The organism is Streptomyces sp. NPDC093111 (assembly GCF_040683955.1).
Lineage (GTDB): Bacteria > Actinomycetota > Actinomycetes > Streptomycetales > Streptomycetaceae > Streptomyces.
On sequence record NZ_JBFBNW010000001.1, the window covers coordinates 389,286 to 407,321 of the forward strand.

Genomic DNA, 18,036 nt, shown 5'->3' on the forward strand with positions numbered 1-18,036 from the left:
GGAGGGCGGCTAGCGGCACACCGCGAGTGCGTCCAGGGCCACGGCCCCTTGCCCCCGCGGCAGCACCATCAACGGGTTGATGTCCAACTCGGCCAGGTCGCCGTCGAGTTCGAGGGCCATCCGCTGCACCCGCAGCACCACCTCCACCAGCGCGTCCACGTCGGCCGGCGGTGCCCCCCGTACCCCGTCGAGCAGGGCCCGCCCGCGCAGTTCGCCGAGCATGTCCCGGGCCTCCCGCTCGCCGAACGGGGGCACCCGTACCGCCGCGTCGTTGAGGACCTCCACCAGGACGCCGCCGAGCCCGACCGTGACGGTCGGCCCGAAGAGCGGGTCGCGGGTCACGCCCACCACCATCTCCACCCCGCGCGGCACCATCTGGCAGACCAGGACGCCGTCCAGTTCGATGCCCTCGAAGCGGGCGATGTCGGTGAGTTCGCGGTACGTGTCGCGGATCTGGCTGGCCGAGGTCAGTCCGACCTTCACCAGGCCCAGCTCCGTCTTGTGGGCGAGCTGCGGGCCGGAGGCCTTCATGACGACCGGGTAGCCGACCAGGCCGGCCGCCCGGACGGCCGCCGCCGCGCTGGTCACCAGCTGCTCGCGCGGCACCCGGATCCCGTACGCCCGCAGCAGCTGCTTCGCCGCGTGCTCGCTCAGCCGGTGGCCGGGCCGCATGAGGGCCTGCGCCTTGCGGAAGGAGGGGGACGGGGTGCGCGGGGCCTCGTCGAAGGGGGAGCGGTAGCCGGTGGTGAAGCGGTGGTGGTCGAGGTACGCCTTCACGGCGCCGATGCAGTTGCCGAAGGTGCGGAAGGTGGCGACCCGCGAGGAGCCGAGCAGGGTCGTGCGGTAGGCGTCCTCGGTGCCGACGGGCGACCCCCACACCACGCACACCAGCTTGTCGGTCTGTTCGGCCGCGTCCACGAGGTCCTGCGCCAGCTTGTCGCTCATCGGCGGGAACGGCCCGGTGATGGGACAGATCAGCACCCCGACCTCGGGGTCGGCGAGGATCGCGTCGATGATCTTCCGGCCGCGCCAGTCGCCCACCGGGTGTCCGCCGTTGTCGATGGGGTTGGCGACGCTCAGGTACTCCGGGATCCACTGGTGCAGCTCGTCCTGCTTCGCCTCGGACAGGGTCGGCAGGCCGAGTCCGGCGGCCGTCGCCAGGTCGGAGAAGTGGGCGCCGGTGCCGCCGGAGATCGAGTAGACGACGACGCCGTCCGCGACCGGCTTGCGGGCGCGGGCGAGCAGCGCGGCGGTGTCCTGGAGCTGGTCGAGCCCGTCGACCCGGATCACGCCGAACTGGCGCATGGCCGCGTCGACGACCTGGTCCGCGCCGGTCAGCTTGCCGGTGTGCGAGGCGGCCATCCTGGCCCCGGCCTCGGTGCGGCCGACCTTGACGGCGACGACCGGCACCCCGCGCCGGGCGGCCTGGTCGGCGGCGAGCAGGAAGGAGCGCCCGTCCTTGAGCCCCTCCACGTAACAGGCGATGGCGCCGACCTCGGGCCGGTGCGCGAAGTACGAGAGGAAGTCGGCGGTCTCCAGGTCGGCCTCGTTGCCGGTGGGCGCCCAGTGGGAGAGCCGGACGCCCAGTTCCTGCATGGTGAAGACGGGCCGGCCCTGGTGTCCTGACTGGGTGATGAGCGCGACGGCGGGTCCGTCCAGGTCCTCGCGGAAGCGCTCGAAGGCGTTGAGGTTGGTGTTGGGGCCGAGCAGCCGCAGTCCGGAGCGGCCGACGGCGGCGGCGAGGCGTTCCTGCGCGGCGGCGCCCGCCTCGCCGGTCTCGGCGAAGCCGGAGGCGAAGGCGACGGCGAACCGCACCTTGGCCTCGGCCAGTTGCTCGATGACCGGCAGCGGGTCGGCGACCAGGAGGACGGCGAGGTCGACGGGGACGCCGAGGGTGCCGAGCTCGGCGACCGAGGGCACGCAGTCGATGCCGAAGACGGAGGTGCGGGTCGGGTGCACCGGCACCAGCCGGGCGCCGACGCGGCCGGCCCAGTCGAGGAGCTGGCGGGTGATCCCGGTGTTGGGCCGCCCCTCGGCGTCGGAGGCCCCGACGACGGCGACCACCTCGGGCCGGAAGAACCGGTCGAGCTCGGGCACGGGCGCGTGCAGGGGCCGCCCGCTGACGTCCCTGTCGCCCTCGACGGCGGTGACGCCGTGCACCGCGACCCGGGTGGGCTGCTCGCCGCAGGCGACGACGCGTGCGCGGAGGTCCGTGGTGAAGGTGCCGTGAGTCGATCCAAGCATCGTGGTAGCTCCGCCCGTCCGTTACCTCTTCCCTGACGCATAGTCAGATTACAGAACTGACGGGGAGTCAGGAATGGCCGTGCAGCGACCTCTCGTGGGCGGATCCCGTGAAGGGAGCGCCTAACCGGTCGCTCGCCCCGCCCGCGCGCCCCGCTCCTTCCGCCCCGCCCGCTCCGTCCGGGCGCCCCGCGCCCGGGTCCTGGCGATCCGCCGGGCGATCCGCTCCGCGTCGAGCGCCATCTCCCGGAACATCCCGCTGATCGGATTCGTGAACCCGGTGAAGTAGAGCCCCGGCGCCCCCTCCGGGCACCTCGCCCCCGTGGTCACCGGCCGCCCCCGCCCGTCGAGCACGCCGAGGTGTCCGAGCAGCGGCTCCAGGGCCCGCTCGTACCCGGTGGCGGCGATCACCGCGTCCGGGGTGATCCGCGAGCCGTCGGCGAGCACGACCTCGGCGCCGTCGAAGGAGTCCACGGCCGCGACCGGCTCCACCTTCCCCGCCCTGACGGCGGCGACGAGCCCCACGTCCTGGACCGGGATCGCGCCCTGGCGCACCCGGGAGTAGAGCCCGCCCTCGGGCCGGGGTATCCCGTACGCGGAGAGGTCGGCGGTCATGAACCGCCCGAGCAGCCCCGTGGCCCGGTCCACCAGGCCCACCGGGAGGCGCCGCACGAGGATGCCGTTGCGCTGGCTGGGCCAGCCGGCCGTGGAGCGCCGGACGATGTACGGGGCGGTGCGCACCGCGAGCCGGACCCGGGCGGCGCCGCCCTCGGCGAGGTCCGCCGCGATCTCGGCGCCGGTGTTGCCGACGCCGACGACGAGGACGTCCCGGCCCTCGTACGGCGCGGGGTTGCGGTAGGCGCTCGCGTGGAGGAGTTCCCTCTCGCGGCGGTACGTGCCGAGGCCGGGCCAGTCCGGGACGCGGGGCGTGTGGTTGAAGCCGGTGGCGACGACCACGGCGGAGCCGACCAGTCGCCGCCCGCCGGTGGCGTGCAGCACCCACTCCCCGTCCTGCCGCTCCACCCGGTCGACCTCGACCCCGGTCACGATCTCCAGGTCGTGCACCTCGGCGTACTTCTCCAGGTAGCGCACCACGTCCGCGCGGGCCACCCAGCGCCCGAAGGAGCGCGGGATCTTCAGACCGGGCAGGGCGGAGAGCCGGCGGGTGGTGTGCAGCCGCAGCCGGTCGTAGTGGCCGCGCCAGGAGGCGCCGACGGCGTCCGCCTTCTCCAGGACGACGGCCCGTACGCCCTGCTCGCGCAGGGCGGCGGCGACGGCGAGTCCGCCGGGTCCGCCGCCGATGACGTAGACGGGGTGGCGAGGGGGGGTGGTCATGAACGCTGAGCGTAATGACGCGTACACGCGATGGGTCTCGGTCAAGAGGGGGTTCGGTTGCGAATCGATCACGCGTGCAGAGGTCTTGCGGAGACCCGAGCCGATCCGCTGAACTGACGCCCTGTCAGATTTCATTTCCCGAAGGGCGGCGGGCACATGCAGACGATCTGGCTCACGGGCGCCGAATGGCTCGCCGTCCTCCGCATCGGCCTCGGCCTGTGGTGGCTGGAGAGCTGGCGGCACAAGGACAAGAAGGGCTGGTTCGAGCGCGGCACCGGCATCGCGTGGGCGGCGGACGTGGCGGGCAAGCACAAGTGGCCGCCCGTGAAGAAGGGCTTCGACGCCGTCGTCGCCCCGCACCCCAAGCTCATGGCGTACGTGGTCGTCTACGCCGAACTCGCCCTGGGCCTCGGCCTGGTCACCGGCCTCCTCACCCCGGTCGCCCTGATCGGGGGCCTGCTCCTCAACCTCCTCTACCTCACCCTGATGATCCACGACTGGGCCGAGCAGGGGCAGAACGCGATGATGGCGCTGATCTCCCTGGTCGCCCTCCTCGCCATGTCCTGGCAGACCTGGTCCCTCGACCACGCGATCGGACTCTTCTGATGACGGCCACCCCGGATGTCGACGCCTTCACCCGCGCCTACTGGGACGCCGCGGCCGAGGGCCGCCTCCTGCTGCGCCACTGCACCGCCTGCGACCGCGCCCACCACTACCCGCGCGAGTTCTGCCCGCACTGCTGGAGCGAGTCCGTCGAATGGCGCCCGTCCCCGGGCCACGCCACCCTCTACACCTGGTCCGTCGTCCACCGCAACGACCTCCCGCCCTTCGGCGACCGCGTCCCGTACGTGGCCGCGGTCGTCGACCTGGCGGAGGGCCCCCGCATGATGACGGAGCTCGTCGACTGCGAGGAGGCCGACCTGCGCGTCGACATGCCCCTGGAGGTCACCTTCCGCCCGGAGGGCGAGGTCCGGGTCCCGGTGTTCAGACCCCGACGGGCCGGCTGATCCGCTCCACCGGGATCCACAGCTGGGAGTCCGTCGGCGTGCCGATCTCCACCGGCATCGTGCGCAGCAGCTCCGGGCCCGGGCGGCTCGCGTACGGGTTGGACGGGAACCACTGGGTGAAGACGTCCCGCCACAGTTCCTGGAGGGCGCTCGGGTAGGGCCCGTGGTCGTCGAAGACCGCCCAGGTGCCGGCCGGCACGTCGAGCGTGTCGAGCTCCTCGGCGGTCGCCTCGGGGCCGGCCGCCACGCCGATCCAGTAGTCCAGTTCGGTGCCCTCCTCCCGGCTGTCGGACAGGTGGACCGCCGCCGACAGGACCCCTTCGGGCTCCCCGGAGGCCAGCTCCTTCATCCGGGTGATCGCCTGCTGGTCCAGGCTCGCCACGTGTGCCGCGGCGGCCGCGTTGACCCCCTCGTGGACGAGCGGGATCCGGGCCTTCTTGCCGACCACCCGGAACGCTTCCTTCTCCACGATCCGATACCTCATGGTGCTACTCCCTTCGACGACGACCCGGAAGGACATCCGCGGCTGCGCGGTCAGCGTCGCCCCGGTGCGCCGGGCCTCGCCCGGCCCGATGCCGTGCACCGAGCGGAACGCCCGGGCGAACGCCTCCCCCGAGCCGTAGCCGTACCGCACCGCGACGTCGAGCAGCGTCCGCTCCCCGTCCAGCACCTCGGCCCCGGCCAGCGTCATGCGCCGGCGCCGTACGTACACGGAGAGCGGCAGCCCGGCGAGCGCCGAGAACAGGCGCCGGAAGTGGTACTCCGACGTCATCGCGATCCGGGCCGCCTCGGCGACGTCGAGCTCGCGGTCGAGCCGCGTCTCGATGTGGTCGAGCGCCTGGTTCAGCCGGTCCAGCACCGTGGGGGTGTCCTTCCTTCTTGACGTCTCCACCGTAGGAAGGACCAGTGTCCCCGGACCCGACAAACGGTGCCCGGAAAGGTCGGGCGGGCACCGCCCCCGGCCGCGCCGGGCGGGCACGCTTGCGCTTGCCGCAGCGTCAACTCCTACGGTCGTGGTGTGGGGGCCGGAGACGCCGGCCCCGGCGGCGGAAGGACACCACCATGGCCTGGTCGATCGCGGACGTGGCCCGGATGTCGGGAGTGACCTCCCGGACCCTGCGCCACTACGACGAGATCGGCCTGCTGCCCGCCGCGTGGACCGGGTCCAACGGGCACCGCCACTACGAGCGGGACGACCTGCTGCGCCTGCAGCAGATCCTGCTCATGCGGGAGCTCGGCCTGGGCCTGAAGGAGATCCGCGCGGTCCTGGACCGTCAGGTCGACCGGGTGGCCGTCCTGCGCGAGCACCACGAACGGCTGCTCGCGGAACGCGCCCGTCTCGGCACCCTCGCCCGGACGGTCGCCCGCACCATCACCGAACTGGAGGAGGACGCCCCCATGGCGCAGATCAACCGGCCCGAGAACCTCTTCGAGGGCTTCGAGCCCGACCCCGAGATGGACGCCGAGGTCCAGGAGCGCTGGCCCGAGGCGTACGAGGAGTCCCGGCAGGCGTCGGCGGGCATGACCGAGGCGGACATCGAGCGCTGGCAGCGCGAGGTCACCGCCCAGATGATCCGTTTCGCCGAGTTCATGGCCGCCGGCACCCCCGTCGACGACCCCGCCGTCCAGGCCGAGGTCGACGCCCACTACCGGAACGTCAGCCGTTTCTGGAAGCCGACGGCGGAGGCGTACAAGGGCATGGCCCTCATGTACGTGGAGGACCCGAGGTTCCGCGAGAACTTCGACCGGATCGCGGCCGGCCTCGCCGCGTACCAGCGCGACGCGATGGGCGTGTACGCGGACACGCGCCTGAGCTGACCGGAAAGCGGAGGCGGCGGCCCGGCCGCGCGGGCACAATCGCCGCCATGCGCATCGTCATCACCACCGCCGGATCCCGGGGCGACGTCGCCCCCTTCACCGGCCTCGGCCGCCGCCTCCAGGACGCCGGCCACCAGGTCGCCGTCCTCGCGCACGCCTCCTTCGAGGGGCTGATCGGCGGCTGCGGGCTCGGCTTCCGGCCCATGCCGGGCGACCCGGAGCAGCTGATCCGGGACTGGTCCCGGGCCGCCTCGCGGGACGAGGTCCAGGCTCTGACCAGGGCGTACGCGGACGGTCTCGCCGACGGTGTCGCGGCGGCCGTCGAGGGCGGGGACCCGGACCTGCTGCTCACCGCCTTCGGCCCGGCGGCGCTCGCCATGGCGGCCGGTGAGGCGCACGGCATCCCCGTCGTCGGAACCTACCTCACCCCGTCGTTCGCCACCGCCCGCTTCCCGCTCCCCAACGCCCGCGATACGGGGGACGGCGGCCCGGCAGCCCGCCTGGCGGCCGGCCAGGACGTGCTGCGGCGCGCGGAGGGGGTCTTCGCGGGGGCGGTACGGCGGCTGCGGACCCGGTTCGGGCTGCCGGAGCGGACGGCGGGGAGCGGCGAGCTCCGGCCGGTGTTCCACGGCTACAGCCCACTGGTCCTGCCCCGCCCCGACGACTGGCCGTCCGGCGTCGAGGTGTCGGGCTACTGGTGGCCCGCCCGCCCCGTCGGCTGGCGTCCCCCGGCGGAGCTGGCGGACTTCCTCGCGGCCGGCCCGCCCCCGGTCTTCCTCGGCTTCGGCAGCATGCTGCCCGGCGAGGGGGAGCGGCTCGGCGGCCTGGTGGCGGAGGCGGTGCGGAAGGCGGGCGTCCGCGCGGTGGTGCAGGCGGGCTGGGCCGGGCTGGGCGGCTTCGGTCCGGACGTCCTGCCCATCGGCGACGTCCCGCACGACTGGCTGTTCCCCCGCACCGCGGCCGTCGTCCACCACGCGGGCGCCGGGACCACCGGCGCCGGGCTGCGGGCCGGGGTGCCCGCCGTCCCCGTCCCCGTCATGGCCGACCAGCCGTTCTGGGCGGACCTGCTGTACGAGCTCGGCGTCGCACCCCGCCCGGTCCCGTTCGCGGAGCTCACCGCCGCCCGCCTCGCCGACGCGATCACGACCGCCGTGACCGAACCGTCCCACAAGCGGCGTGCGGCGGAACTCGCGGCCGGGATCGGCGCCGAGGACGGCGTGGCGGGGCTGCTCGCCCATCTCCGCACCGTCCCCGGGTGCCGTGGCTGAGCGTCAGCCTTCGAGGAGGGAGATGCGGATGGCGCGCTCGACGTGCCGGGCGGCGTTCTCGTGTCCCGCCGCGTTCGGGTGCACCAGGGTGGCGCGCTTGTTGTAGAGGGCGCAGTTCAGCGGCGTGCCCTGGACCTTGGCGGGCCAGTAGTCGGGGGCGTCGCCGCAGACGCCTTCGACCCACTTGGTGCCGGCGGGCTGGCAGGCGTCGTGGCCGACGCTGGAGGAGTAGACGTCGACGTAGCGGTCGCCGAAGAAGCCCGTGACGTTCTGGATCACGGTGTTCAGCTTCTTGAGGACGTCGTCACGGAGCCAGTCGATGTCGCCGTGGTTGACCGGGCCGAGCTCGGTGTAGAGGAGCCGGTTGCAGGAGCTCGCCTGCTCCGGCAGGACCGCCGGGTAACCGACCGTGATCACCTTGGCGTTGGGCGCGGCCTCGTGCACGTGGGCCAGCATCTCGATGTACTCGTCCTGGACCCGGGCCAGCTTGTCCTCGATGCTCTCCTCCCCCTCGGGAGGATTGATGTAGTGCTCGCGGCAGGTCCTGTTGAGGGCGCCGTCGGTGAGGCACCGCATCAGCATGCCGCCGAAGGGCAGGCTGTTGCCGCCGATGCCGATCGTGACGACGTCGGTGCCCTCGTTGAGGCCGGCCCGCTTGATCTGCGTGTCCACCTCCGGCCACCCGTCGGCGGGGGCCTGGACCGGGCTGATCGGCTTCTGCCGCGTCTGGGCGATGTCCTTGATGACGGCGTTGCCGCAGCTGAAGTTGGTCAGGTGGACGGACCTGCCGGGCGGGAACGCGTCGAGCTCCCTCCGGACGAGGTCGGGGTAGGCGTCGCTGGTGCGGTCGCAGCCGTCCCGCGACGCGCTGCCGAGCGGGGGCTGCGGCTGCCCGACGAAGATGCCGGCCGTGTACGAGTCGCCCAGCGCGGCCCACTCGTACGGGTCGGCCGCTGCACCGGCCGAGGCGGCCGGTGCGAGGGCGGACGCCGTCAGCGCGAGGCCGACGGCCAGGGCGCGGGCGCGCAGGCGGGAGACAGGGTGTCGCATGGATCCTCCGGGATCGTGGAAGACGCCCGGGGCCGAGGGCGACACCGGGCGGGGCACCTCGGCCAAGATCATCCAGGCTGTTCGCCCGCCTTGCCCCGGATTGAGACCCTCTTCCACGAACGAGCTAAATGGTCACACTGGTCGCACTTTTCGCCTCCGCGTCCCCGTCCAGCGTCGGGTAGTCCGTGTATCCGGCGGCCCCGCCCGTGTACATCAGGTATTGCTCCCGTACGGCGTTCAGCGGAGCCCCCGCGCGCATCCGGCCCACCAGGTCCGGGTTGGCGAGGAAGGAGCGCCCGAGGGAGATCAGGTCCGCCCCGGCGGCCAGCAGCCGCTCGCCCGCCGCCCGGCCGCCGTCGGCCGGCAGCGGGCCGCCCCAGCCGAGCGCCGGGTTGGCGATCAGCGCGCCCGGCCAGAGCTTCCGGATCTCCTGGAACAGCGGCTGCTCCGGGTCGGCGAACACCACGTGCAGATAGGCGGGTTCCCGCTCCGCCAGCGCGGCGACGAGCGCCGGGTACAGCTCCTCGGTGTCGCCCTCCTCGATGCCGTTGACGCCGACCCCGGGGGAGATTCGCACACCGACCCGCTCCGGGCCGATCGCCTCCGCGACCGCCGTCACGACCTCGACCACGAAACGGATCCGGTTCTCGACCGTGCCGCCGTACTCGTCGGTCCGCAGGTTCGTGTTCTTCGCCAGGAACTGGTGCAGCAGGTAGCCGTTGGCCGCGTGCACCTCCACCCCCTCGAAGCCCGCGTCGACGGCCCGCCGAGCGGCGGCGGCGAAGTCCGCCACGGTCGCCCGGATCTCCTCCACGGTCAGCTCGCGCGGCACGACGGAAGGCCGCGGCCCGTCGGCGGTGTGGATGTGCTCCGGCAGCGCCACCGCCGACGGCGCGACCGGCACCGCCCCGCCCGTGTCGGGGTGCCCGACCCGCCCGCCGTGCTGGAGCTGCACGAACATCCGCCCGCCCGCGTCCCGCACGCCGTCCGTCACCCGCCGCCACCCCGCCACATGGGCGTCCGTGTACAGAGCAGGGATGTTCGCGTACGTCTGGCCGACGGCGCTCGGCGTCGTCGCCTCCGCGATGATCAGACCGGCCGTGGCGCGCTGCGCGTAGTACGTGGCCATCAGCGGCGTCGGGACCCCGTCGGCAGCCGCGCGGTTCCGCGTCAGCGGCGCCATGACCAGCCGGTTGGCGAGGGGGAGGGGGCCGAGGCGGGTGGCTTCGAAGAGGCGGGATCCGCTCGTGTTCTGCGTCATGCCGGTACCGTAGATCCTGACATCAATGTCAGATTCAAGCGTGAACGAGGCGTACGGGGGCGGCAGATGAGGATCGGTGAGCTCGCGCGGCGGGCCGGGGTGAGCGAGCGCTCCCTGCGCTACTACGAGGAGCAGGGCCTGCTGCGCTCCGAGCGCACCCCCGGCGGCCACCGCGCCTACGGGGACTGGGCCGTCGACCGCGTCATCCGCATCCAGGCGCTGTACGCGGCCGGGCTCGGCAGCAAGAAGATCGCGATGCTCTTGCCCTGCATGCGGGACATCGACGGCGGCCCGACCGAGCACACCACCGCCGGACTCGTCGACGAGCTGATCGTCGAGCGCGACCGCATCGACCGCATGATCCTCGACCTCGTCCGCTCCCGTGACGTCCTGGACGAGGTCATCGACGCGGCGACCGTCAGGGTCTGACGCCCGCCCGCGCCAGGATCTCCGGCGCCGCCTCGGCGAGCGTCGCGAAATGCCGCTGCGAACCCTCGGCGGGCGTCGCGGTGTTGACGGTCCAGACCGTCATCCCGGCCGCCCGCCCCGACCGCACGCCCGACGGGGCGTCCTCGATCACCAGACACTCGGCCGGGTCCGCGCCCAGCAGCTCGGCGGCCCGCAGATACGGCACGGGCGACGGCTTGCCCTCGCTCACCGAGGCCGCGTCCACCAGCAGCTCCGGCACCGGCAGCCCGGTCCGCCCGAACCGCCCGCGCACCCGGTGCGCGTAGTTCGACGTCACCAGACCCCACCGGCCCTCCGGCAGCGCGCCCAGCAGTCCGGCGGCCCCGTCGAACGCCGCGTACGTCCCCGACCGCACGTCCTCGTCCTCCAGCGCGTGCAGCAGCGCCAGGCACGCGTCCGGGTCCGCCCCCGGCGCCACCGCCGCGAACGTCTCCACCGGCCGCGTCCGCAGCGCCACCGCGTACACCTCGTCCCCGTCGAGCCCGTACCGCGCGGCCCATGCGTGCCAGACGCGCCGCTGGTTGGCGACGGCGTCCATGAGGGTGCCGTCCACGTCGAAGAGAACGAAGTCCTTGCTGGTCACGCGCCCGATGCTACGACCACGAACGCGGCCCAGGAGGCGGGGGTGACGGCGAGCTGGGGGCCGTGGGGGTTCTTGGAGTCGCGGACGTGGACCGTGGTGGGGTGAGCGGCCACCTCTACGCACTCGCCGCCTTCGGCACTGCTGTAGCTGGACTTGCGCCAGTCGTAGGCGACTTCGATGCAGTTGCCGCCCTCGGAGCTGCTGTAGCTGCTCTTGAACCAGGCCAGACCCGTGGTGTTCATAGTTCTCCCAGCAGTTTTTCGATCCAGTCCAGGGACTCACGAGGAGAGAGAGCCCGCGCCCGGATGATCCCATAGCGCTCGGCGTACTGGCGCACGAGTTCGGGGTCGGTGATCAGTCTGGCATGACCGTAGATCTCGGTGTACGCGACCTCCCGCCGCCCCCTGGGGGTGAGGAGAGTGAACGCCCCGTCCAGGTAGGGGTGTTCCGGGATGTCCTGGGGCATGATCTGGAGTTCCACGGTCCGGAGTCGAGCCACATCCAGGATGCGGTGGAGCTGCTCGCGGTGGACCTCCGGACCGCCGAACGGGCGAAGAAGAACGGCGGCTTCTAGGACGAAGCTGACCGTCGGCATGGGCCACTTGTCCAGGATCGCCTGGCGAGAGATGCGGTCCGCGACGCGCTTCTCGATCGTCTCCTCGTCCAGCATGGGGCGCCGGTTTTCGAACAGGAAGCGCGAGTACGACGGTGTCTGCAGGATGCCCGGTACCGCCTGCACCTCGTAGTAGTGCAGAGCGACGGCCTCCGCCTCGGCCTTGGCGAAGTCCTGGAACCAATCCGGATGCCGTACCCGCGCCCGCGCCAGCGCCTCCCGTACGTCATCGATCGCCGCGATCAGGATCCCGTCCGCGCTCAGCACCGGATCGGCCCGCATCAGGAAGTCCGGCTGCGGCGTCCGTACCCCCCGCTCCACCGACGAGACCAGATCCTCACTACAGTGCGTCGCCTCCGCGAGCTCCGCCTGGCTCATGCCCGCGTTCTTGCGGAGCACCTTGATGATTTTCCCCAGCGCCTTGAACAAGTACGCCGTACCGTCTACTTCGGAGGGCCTTTCCGGCCGCTCCTCCTTCTCCACCGACATCCGTACCGCCCTCTTGGCGTGCTAGTACCGCTACTCAGCGTCGTGGTGTCGCCCCTGGTGAGCGTAGGGCTGTGGGCCCACGCTGGGGGCCATGAAGACGGAAAAGACCTCCGCGACCACCCCAACCGGTGAGTCGGGTGGCGAGTTCGCGCAACGCTTCTCGGCAACGCGCCGGGGCGCACGCCTGGCGCGTCTGCTGGCGGTGCAGCAGTTGCTCGACTGGGGCGTGACGAGGACCGACGCGGCGGAGCTGGTGGTGGCCGAGTTGGCGAGCAACGCGGTGACGCATGGGCGCGTGTCGGGGCGGGACTTCGAGTTACGGCTGACGCTGGCCGTGGACCACGTGCGGGTGGAGGTGTCGGACGCCCGGGGCGAACGCGAGCCGGCGCCCGACCCGTACCCCGACGAGCACGGCTACGGGCTGCACCTGGTGGGCGCGCTGGCGACGGCGTGGGGGGTGAAGAGCCGCACCGTCGGCAAGACGGTGTGGGCGACGGTCGACACCTGAGGCGGAAGCGGTGACGTTTCTGTGGTGAAAGCGCTACGCCTGGAGAGTGAGTAAAGCGAGGCTATGGGGATCTTCCCCGAACTCTCAGGAAATCATCTGGTTTTGGCAAAGGGACGCCGTGTCGCGTTGTGGCGTCCCCAGGCCCCTTTCGTGTTCCCCGAGAACCCCGAGACGACCAGGAGTCAGGCGTTGACCAGCTACGGAAACCGACTGCGCCAACAGATCACCGAACCCGGCACGACGCCCCTGATCGGCGTGTACGACATGTACTCGGCGTCGGTCGCCGCCGACCACTACGACGGGATGTTCGTGTCCGGGTTCGGCTTCGCCGCCTCGTACTACGGGCTGCCGGACATCGGGTTCATCGCGTGGCCGGACATGGTCGCCTTCGTGGAGCGGCTGCGCGGCGCGTTCCCGAAGCAGCACCTGCTGGTGGACATCGACGACGGCTACGTGGACCCCGAGGTGGCCTGCCACGTCGTCGAGCGGCTGGAGCGGATCGGGGCGTCCGGGGTCATCCTGGAGGACCAGAAGCGGCCCCGGCGGTGCGGACACGCGGACGGGAAGCAGGTGCTGCCGCTGGACGAGTACCTGACCAAGCTGGAGATGGTGCTGGCGACCCGGCGGGACCTGGTCGTGGTGGCCCGTACGGACGCCACGGACGAGGAGGACATCCTGAACCGGGCGAAGAGCCTCGCCGCCACCGACGCGGACGTCGTCCTCGTCGACGGCGTACGGAGCGTGGAGTGGATCCAGCGCATCCGCGAGGTCGTCGGCGACAAGCCGCTGCTCTTCAACCAGATCGCCGGCGGCAAGTCCCCCCGGCTGTCGCTCGGCGAGCTCTCCGAGCTGGGCGTCGACGTGGCGATCTACAGCACCCCCTGCCTGTTCGCCGCGCACCGGGCCATGGACTCGGCCCTCTCCGAGCTGAAGCGCGCCGACGGACGGCTCCCCACCTTCGACGCCGTCGAGGGGATCGGCGTCGCCGCCTCCACCCGGCTCCTGGAGCGGAACATCGCCCGCCACCACGACGCTCCCGAGCGGGTGGGCGTGTGATCCCCCGCCCGCGCGGGGCACGTCCGGCCAGGGTGCTCGGTCTGGCCGCCGTCCTCCTCGCGGCGGCCGCCGCGCCCGCCGCCGCGGGCGGCAGCCTGGTCACCGTCATCGACAACTCCCAGGCCGACTCGATCCTGGAGGTCGACCGGGCCGCCAACTTCCAGTACGGCAGCAGCGGCACCGTCGGCAGCGACCACGACGGCAGCGCGGTCGACGCGATCCAGGCCCTGATGGGAGCGGTCGGCACCCCCGACGGCGACTGACGGCGACCGGCGGCCACCGGCGGCGACCCGCGACAGCCGACGGCAGCCGGCGGCACGCGAACGGCCGGGCACCTCCCTCGTGGTGTCCGGCCGTTCCGTCGCGTCGTGCGGGCTCAGTCCTCCGTCAGGTCCGGCTTGCCGTCCTCGCCGACCTCGACCGGCTCCGGCCCGTCCGCGAGGTGGTGCGTGACGGCGGAGGCGGAGGCGTCGGCGGCGGGAGCCGCGGGGGCCGCGGGGGCCGCGGGGGTGGCGGCGTGCGCCGACTGGGCGACCAGGCCGAAGGCCGCGCCGGTCAGGGTCACGGCGGCGGCGATCGCGCGGGGGATCGAGGTGAGGTTCATGCCCGGCCAACGGACACCGGACCCCATCGGTCACGGAACGTGACCCTGGAGAGGGAAGAGCGCGCGGCGGCGGTGCGCGCGCCGTCAGCGCCGTTCGACCATTCCGCGCACGTAGGACGCCTGCCCGGCATGCTGGTTGTCGTCCGTGAGCACGCTGACCAGCCGGACACCCAGGGTCACCGCCGGATCCCAGCGGGTGTCGACGATCCGGTCGAGCTCCGCGTTGGTGACCGAGCCGACGTGGGCGAGCGTGTGGAGGTGGACGGCGTCGTAGTAGGCGAGGAGCAGGGTCCCGGGGACGCGGACGGCGGCGACCTGCTCCCGGGTGTGCCCGTAGCCGGTGTCCGCCTCGGGGAAGGGCAGGGCGAAACGGGTCGCCCAGCCCTCGCTGTGCCAGATCTGCTCCGTGCCGAACGCGTCGGCGACGTGGTCGTCCTGGATGCGGGTCAGGTGCCACACGAGCCAGGCGATCGAGTTGGCGTCGGCGTCGACCCGTACGGTCAGATCGTCCTCCGACAGGCCCTCGACGGCCTGGTGCACGGTCTCCTGGATCCGGGCGAACGCGTCAAGGAGCAGGTCGGCGCTTTTCATGGGGCCAGACTTCCGGTCCGGCGGCGTCCGTCCCGGCCCCGACCGGCGCCGGACGGGCGGAATTCACCCGGACGGCGCCCGGCCGGACCACGTCAGGGCGCGCAGCCCGCCGCCTTCCGCGCCGCCGGGAACCAGGCGCCCATGAGGCGGGTCAGCGCCGCCTTGCGGGCCGCCGGGTCGCCGCCCTTCGTGGAGAAGCGTTCCACCGAGGCGACGAACACCTGCTGCCGGCCGCCCACCGCGCACTTCTGCGCGGCGCCCACGAGGGTGTCGACGGCCCGGCCCTCGTCCCCGATCGGCACCGGCGTGCCGTGCGGCATCTGCCAGTCCCAGGTGGCCCGGTAGTCCCGCGTCGGCGGCTGCGTCGCGCTCTGCAGGCTCAGGACCTGCCGGCCGTCCACCTCCACCCCGCACCGGCCGTCCACCCCCGAGGTGGCCACCGTGCCGCCCGGCACGAGGACCGGCCGCAGCACGTCCGCGGCGACCGGCACCCCGCACAGCGCCGCCGGAAGCTCCGGCTGCTTCGGCTCCGCCCCCTTCGCGCAGCCCGCCGCCGCGAGCGCGGCCAGCAGCACCAGGGCCGCCGGCGTCCCTCGCCTCACTGATCGCCCGCCAGTCCCTTGGCGCGGTTGTTGCCGTTCAGGGCGGACAGGTTGATCTCGTTCTCCAGGGTGTACGCGTTGTTGGCGCTGCTCGGGTTGGCCTTCGCCCACTCCTCCGCCAGGGTCCGCAGCTGGTTCTCCCGGAACATGAACGTCTTGCCGTTCTGCTCCTGGATGCCCTTGTCGATGCGCGCCTGCTCGTCCAGCTGCCACTGGTAGGCCAGGGCGTCCACGCCGCGCTGGGCCAGGTCACCCACCTTCGGGATGAAGTTCACCGCCCCGCCGAAGCCGTGGTACAGCCACTTGGCCTTCCACGACGGGTCCTCCTTGTCGGTCTTCAGGGCCTGGTAGCGGGCCTCTTCGAGGAAGCCGACCGTGGCGCCGCCGCGCTGGAGGGTCTCCTTCGGGTCGCTCGGGTGGTCCGTGGTGATGTCGTTGAGGATCTCCCGGTTCATGGCGTCGTTCAGGACGCCGTACGCGTCCTGGTCCCGGGAGATCTGCTTCGTGACCTCCAAGAGCTGCTTGCGGTCCAGCTGGCGCGGGTCGGCGTCGTCGGACAGCGAGCTCGCCGTGTAGTGCACGGAGTCGCTGTGCCGGGACAGCACCTTCGCCATGTCGTCACGCAGCTCGGACGGCATGTCGTCGCCGCGCTCCGACAGGTACTGCAGCGAGCGGTCCAGGACCTGCCGGTGCTCCGGGGTGAGGTCGACCTGCGGGGAGGTCGGGTCGTTCGGGTTCGTGCCGGTCGCGGCGGCGGCCAGCGCGGCGCCGGTCGCGTCCCAGGCCGAGTTGCCGTCCTTGCGGAGGTGCGGGGTGTCGTCGAAGGTGTGCCGGTCGCCGAGCACGTACTTCGCGTTGTCGTTCGGCTCGGTGGTGCTGAAGAACTGGGTGGCCGCGTCCGGGCTGGCGGCCAGCGCCTTCATGAAGCCGGTCATCGGGTCGCGCCCGAAGTCCTCGCCGATGAAGTTCGTCATCGGCAGGGTCGCGGGGCCGCCGGTCCAGTAGCGGTCCGGCAGCTTCATCTCCTTCTCCTTGGCGACGAGCGCGTTGCCGTACTCGTTGAGGAAGCGGTCGTCCCAGTCGCCGGTGCGCAGCAGATTGCTGATCAGCTGGAAGCCGTGGATGTCGCCGGCCCGGGTGTGGATCTTCGCGTCGCCCAGCTTCACCATGTCGTTCTCCCACGTGCGCATCGCGGGGCTGTCCGACTGGGTCGCGCCGGCCAGGACCAGCGACAGGTTCTGCTGGAACTCGCCCATCTGGTCGAAGCGGGCGCGCATGAGGCCGCCGCCGTCGGACGGGTCGGAGAGGTCCGCCCAGAAGTCGAGGACCCCGCGCGGACCGAGCACGGTGGCCAGCTTCTCCTGGAACAGCCGGTCGTCCTTGTACGCCGCCAGATCCCGGTTGAGCTGGTCGAACTCCGCGGGCGTCAGGTCGTCGCCCTTGGTCTTGAGGAGGTTCGCGATCCGCTCGGCCTCCTTCATCGCCAGCGCGGCCCGGTCCCGGTCGTAGTAGGCGGCGTCCGAGAAGCCGAACGGGGTCTGGCCGACCAGCATCGGCAGCGCCGCCGCCGCGGTCGTGTCGCTCTCGGTGGCCTGCTGGAGGATCTTCTGCACCTCGTCGCGCAGACCGATCGCGTCCGCCTCCGTGTGCCCCGGCACCGTGGTGCCCTTGGCGGCCCGGTCCGGGTGGATGTTCATGGTGACGGTGAAGCCGCCGCCGCCCGAGCCGATCACCGTCAGGTTCCGGGCGAGCGCCTGGGTGAGGGTGTCCTCCAGCTGCTTCTTGAAGCCCTGGAGCTCGCCGAGGGTGTCGCGCAGGATGGCGGTGATGCTGGCCGCCTGGGTGGCGGCGTCGCCGAACTCCCTGGCCGTCTTGCCGATGAAGTCGCGCGTGACGGTGGCGTTCACGCCCTTCCAGTCGGCCTTCCGCGCCTTCCCGCCGAGGTCGTCACGGGCGTCCGCCTCCAGCTCCCGCAGCTTCTTCACCATCGCGTCCCAGTCGCCGACGGCCGTCCCCAGCTTCGAGAAGTCGGCGGACCTGAGTGCCTCGAAGTCCATCAGTGGCCCGTCCTCTCCTCGAAGCCCTTGTCGAGCTGCTCGTACTTGAACCGGGTGGCGATCCACTGCTCGTCGTCCGCGTGCGTCTTCCGCGTGTACTCCAGGTGGTTGGAGATGTGGGCGCACGCGTCGAGCAGCGTGTCCACCTGCTCCCGCCACTTGTCGGCCACGGTGGTGAGGGCCGCGCCGAGCGCGAACTGGGCCGCCATCGCCGTGCCCGCCTCCCGCGTGCTGACGTTCGCGTGGCCGCCCTCGGCGGCGAGCCGCGTGTGCAGCGTGAAGGCGGCGTCGCCGACGGCCGCCAGGTCCGTCTGCCCGACGCGCAGATCCCCGTCCTGCGACGGGCCGTTGTCCCCGTCGACGTCGACATGGGCGAGCCGCATCGCCGCCCGGTCCTCCTGCGCGGCCGACCTGATGCCGGCCCATTCGTCCTCGAATGACACAAGACCCCCGTGGTTTCAAGTACCGGTGTACGGCGTGCGGTC

Annotated in this window: 21 protein-coding genes; 8 read left to right on the forward strand and 13 right to left on the reverse strand. The window is 72.3% G+C overall.

From position 1 onward, the window contains the following. Positions 1-9: 9 nt before the first annotated feature. Positions 10-2,244 (reverse strand): acetate--CoA ligase family protein, encoded by a 2,235-nt coding sequence (locus tag AB0Q96_RS01805; RefSeq protein ID WP_365321044.1) that lies wholly within the window; start codon positions 2,242-2,244, stop codon positions 10-12. Positions 2,245-2,364: 120 nt separating this feature from the next. Continuing rightward, on the reverse strand, positions 2,365-3,576 hold the full coding sequence (locus tag AB0Q96_RS01810) for an NAD(P)/FAD-dependent oxidoreductase (protein WP_365321045.1): 1,212 nt from the start codon (positions 3,574-3,576) through the stop codon (positions 2,365-2,367). A gap of 156 nt (positions 3,577-3,732) precedes the next feature. Here AB0Q96_RS01810 and AB0Q96_RS01815 point away from each other — a divergent pair, with 156 nt between their 5' ends. Both AB0Q96_RS01815 and AB0Q96_RS01820 read left to right on the forward strand, forming a co-directional pair. Next, on the forward strand, positions 3,733-4,182 hold the full coding sequence (locus AB0Q96_RS01815) for a DoxX family membrane protein (RefSeq protein ID WP_365321046.1): 450 nt from the start codon (positions 3,733-3,735) through the stop codon (positions 4,180-4,182). Next, positions 4,182-4,583 (forward strand): Zn-ribbon domain-containing OB-fold protein, encoded by a 402-nt coding sequence (locus AB0Q96_RS01820; RefSeq protein ID WP_365321047.1) that lies wholly within the window; start codon positions 4,182-4,184, stop codon positions 4,581-4,583. Before AB0Q96_RS01815 ends, AB0Q96_RS01820 begins: the two co-directional genes overlap by 1 nt. Here the strand turns inward: AB0Q96_RS01820 and AB0Q96_RS01825 are convergent. Further along, positions 4,561-5,442, reverse strand: coding sequence for an AraC family transcriptional regulator (locus AB0Q96_RS01825; protein ID WP_365321048.1), 882 nt, complete (start codon positions 5,440-5,442; stop codon positions 4,561-4,563). The two genes, AB0Q96_RS01820 and AB0Q96_RS01825, sit on opposite strands and share 23 nt — an antisense overlap. A gap of 203 nt (positions 5,443-5,645) precedes the next feature. On the opposite strand from AB0Q96_RS01825, the gene AB0Q96_RS01830 reads away from it, so the two are divergent. Beyond that, the gene (locus tag AB0Q96_RS01830; protein ID WP_365321049.1) at positions 5,646-6,401 is read left to right on the forward strand and encodes a MerR family transcriptional regulator; all 756 of its coding nucleotides are present in this window, start codon (positions 5,646-5,648) and stop codon (positions 6,399-6,401) included. A 47-nt stretch (positions 6,402-6,448) separates the two neighbouring features. Then, positions 6,449-7,669: a glycosyltransferase gene (locus AB0Q96_RS01835; protein ID WP_365321050.1), complete on the forward strand. Its 1,221-nt coding sequence runs from the start codon at positions 6,449-6,451 to the stop codon at positions 7,667-7,669. 3 nt (positions 7,670-7,672) lie between these two features. Here AB0Q96_RS01835 and AB0Q96_RS01840 read toward each other — a convergent pair whose 3' ends face one another. Further along, the gene (locus tag AB0Q96_RS01840; RefSeq protein ID WP_365321051.1) at positions 7,673-8,719 is read right to left on the reverse strand and encodes an SGNH/GDSL hydrolase family protein; all 1,047 of its coding nucleotides are present in this window, start codon (positions 8,717-8,719) and stop codon (positions 7,673-7,675) included. A gap of 124 nt (positions 8,720-8,843) precedes the next feature. Next, positions 8,844-9,980 (reverse strand): alkene reductase, encoded by a 1,137-nt coding sequence (locus tag AB0Q96_RS01845; protein WP_365321052.1) that lies wholly within the window; start codon positions 9,978-9,980, stop codon positions 8,844-8,846. A gap of 66 nt (positions 9,981-10,046) precedes the next feature. Here AB0Q96_RS01845 and AB0Q96_RS01850 point away from each other — a divergent pair, with 66 nt between their 5' ends. Then, positions 10,047-10,409: a MerR family transcriptional regulator gene (locus AB0Q96_RS01850; RefSeq protein WP_365321053.1), complete on the forward strand. Its 363-nt coding sequence runs from the start codon at positions 10,047-10,049 to the stop codon at positions 10,407-10,409. Here the strand turns inward: AB0Q96_RS01850 and AB0Q96_RS01855 are convergent. The 3 genes from AB0Q96_RS01855 to AB0Q96_RS01865 are packed head-to-tail and all read right to left on the reverse strand — an operon-like array spanning position 10,399 to position 12,133. After that, the gene (locus tag AB0Q96_RS01855; protein WP_365321054.1) at positions 10,399-11,031 is read right to left on the reverse strand and encodes an HAD-IA family hydrolase; all 633 of its coding nucleotides are present in this window, start codon (positions 11,029-11,031) and stop codon (positions 10,399-10,401) included. The genes AB0Q96_RS01850 and AB0Q96_RS01855 overlap by 11 nt on opposite strands. Next, positions 11,028-11,273 (reverse strand): DUF397 domain-containing protein, encoded by a 246-nt coding sequence (locus AB0Q96_RS01860; protein ID WP_365321055.1) that lies wholly within the window; start codon positions 11,271-11,273, stop codon positions 11,028-11,030. Before AB0Q96_RS01860 ends, AB0Q96_RS01855 begins: the two co-directional genes overlap by 4 nt. Then, on the reverse strand, positions 11,270-12,133 hold the full coding sequence (locus AB0Q96_RS01865; protein WP_365321056.1) for a helix-turn-helix transcriptional regulator: 864 nt from the start codon (positions 12,131-12,133) through the stop codon (positions 11,270-11,272). Before AB0Q96_RS01865 ends, AB0Q96_RS01860 begins: the two co-directional genes overlap by 4 nt. Positions 12,134-12,224: 91 nt before the next feature. Between AB0Q96_RS01865 and AB0Q96_RS01870 the strand changes: the two genes are divergently transcribed. From AB0Q96_RS01870 to AB0Q96_RS01880, 3 genes are all read left to right on the forward strand, one after another. Next, positions 12,225-12,641, forward strand: coding sequence for an ATP-binding protein (locus tag AB0Q96_RS01870; RefSeq protein WP_365321057.1), 417 nt, complete (start codon positions 12,225-12,227; stop codon positions 12,639-12,641). 189 nt (positions 12,642-12,830) lie between these two features. Beyond that, positions 12,831-13,697, forward strand: a complete 867-nt coding sequence (locus AB0Q96_RS01875) for an isocitrate lyase/phosphoenolpyruvate mutase family protein (RefSeq protein ID WP_365321058.1) — start codon at positions 12,831-12,833, stop codon at positions 13,695-13,697. Beyond that, a complete protein-coding gene (locus AB0Q96_RS01880; protein WP_365321059.1) occupies positions 13,694-13,960 on the forward strand; it encodes a hypothetical protein in 267 nt (88 codons plus the stop codon). Before AB0Q96_RS01875 ends, AB0Q96_RS01880 begins: the two co-directional genes overlap by 4 nt. 113 nt (positions 13,961-14,073) lie before the next feature. Here the strand turns inward: AB0Q96_RS01880 and AB0Q96_RS01885 are convergent, their stop codons facing one another. From AB0Q96_RS01885 to AB0Q96_RS01905, 5 genes are all read right to left on the reverse strand, one after another. Beyond that, the gene (locus tag AB0Q96_RS01885; protein WP_365321060.1) at positions 14,074-14,301 is read right to left on the reverse strand and encodes a hypothetical protein; all 228 of its coding nucleotides are present in this window, start codon (positions 14,299-14,301) and stop codon (positions 14,074-14,076) included. Positions 14,302-14,385: 84 nt separating this feature from the next. Continuing rightward, entirely contained in the window at positions 14,386-14,892 is a 507-nt protein-coding gene (locus AB0Q96_RS01890; RefSeq protein WP_365321061.1) for a DUF664 domain-containing protein, read from the reverse strand. A 92-nt stretch (positions 14,893-14,984) separates the two neighbouring features. Further along, positions 14,985-15,494, reverse strand: coding sequence for a hypothetical protein (locus tag AB0Q96_RS01895; RefSeq protein ID WP_365321062.1), 510 nt, complete (start codon positions 15,492-15,494; stop codon positions 14,985-14,987). Then, complete coding sequence (locus tag AB0Q96_RS01900) at positions 15,491-17,551, reverse strand: DUF6571 family protein (RefSeq protein WP_365321063.1); 2,061 nt, start codon at positions 17,549-17,551, stop codon at positions 15,491-15,493. The genes AB0Q96_RS01895 and AB0Q96_RS01900 overlap by 4 nt, the downstream gene beginning before the upstream one ends. Continuing rightward, complete coding sequence (locus AB0Q96_RS01905) at positions 17,551-17,994, reverse strand: hypothetical protein (RefSeq protein ID WP_365321064.1); 444 nt, start codon at positions 17,992-17,994, stop codon at positions 17,551-17,553. The genes AB0Q96_RS01900 and AB0Q96_RS01905 overlap by 1 nt, the downstream gene beginning before the upstream one ends. Between the last annotated feature and the right edge of the window lie 42 nt (positions 17,995-18,036).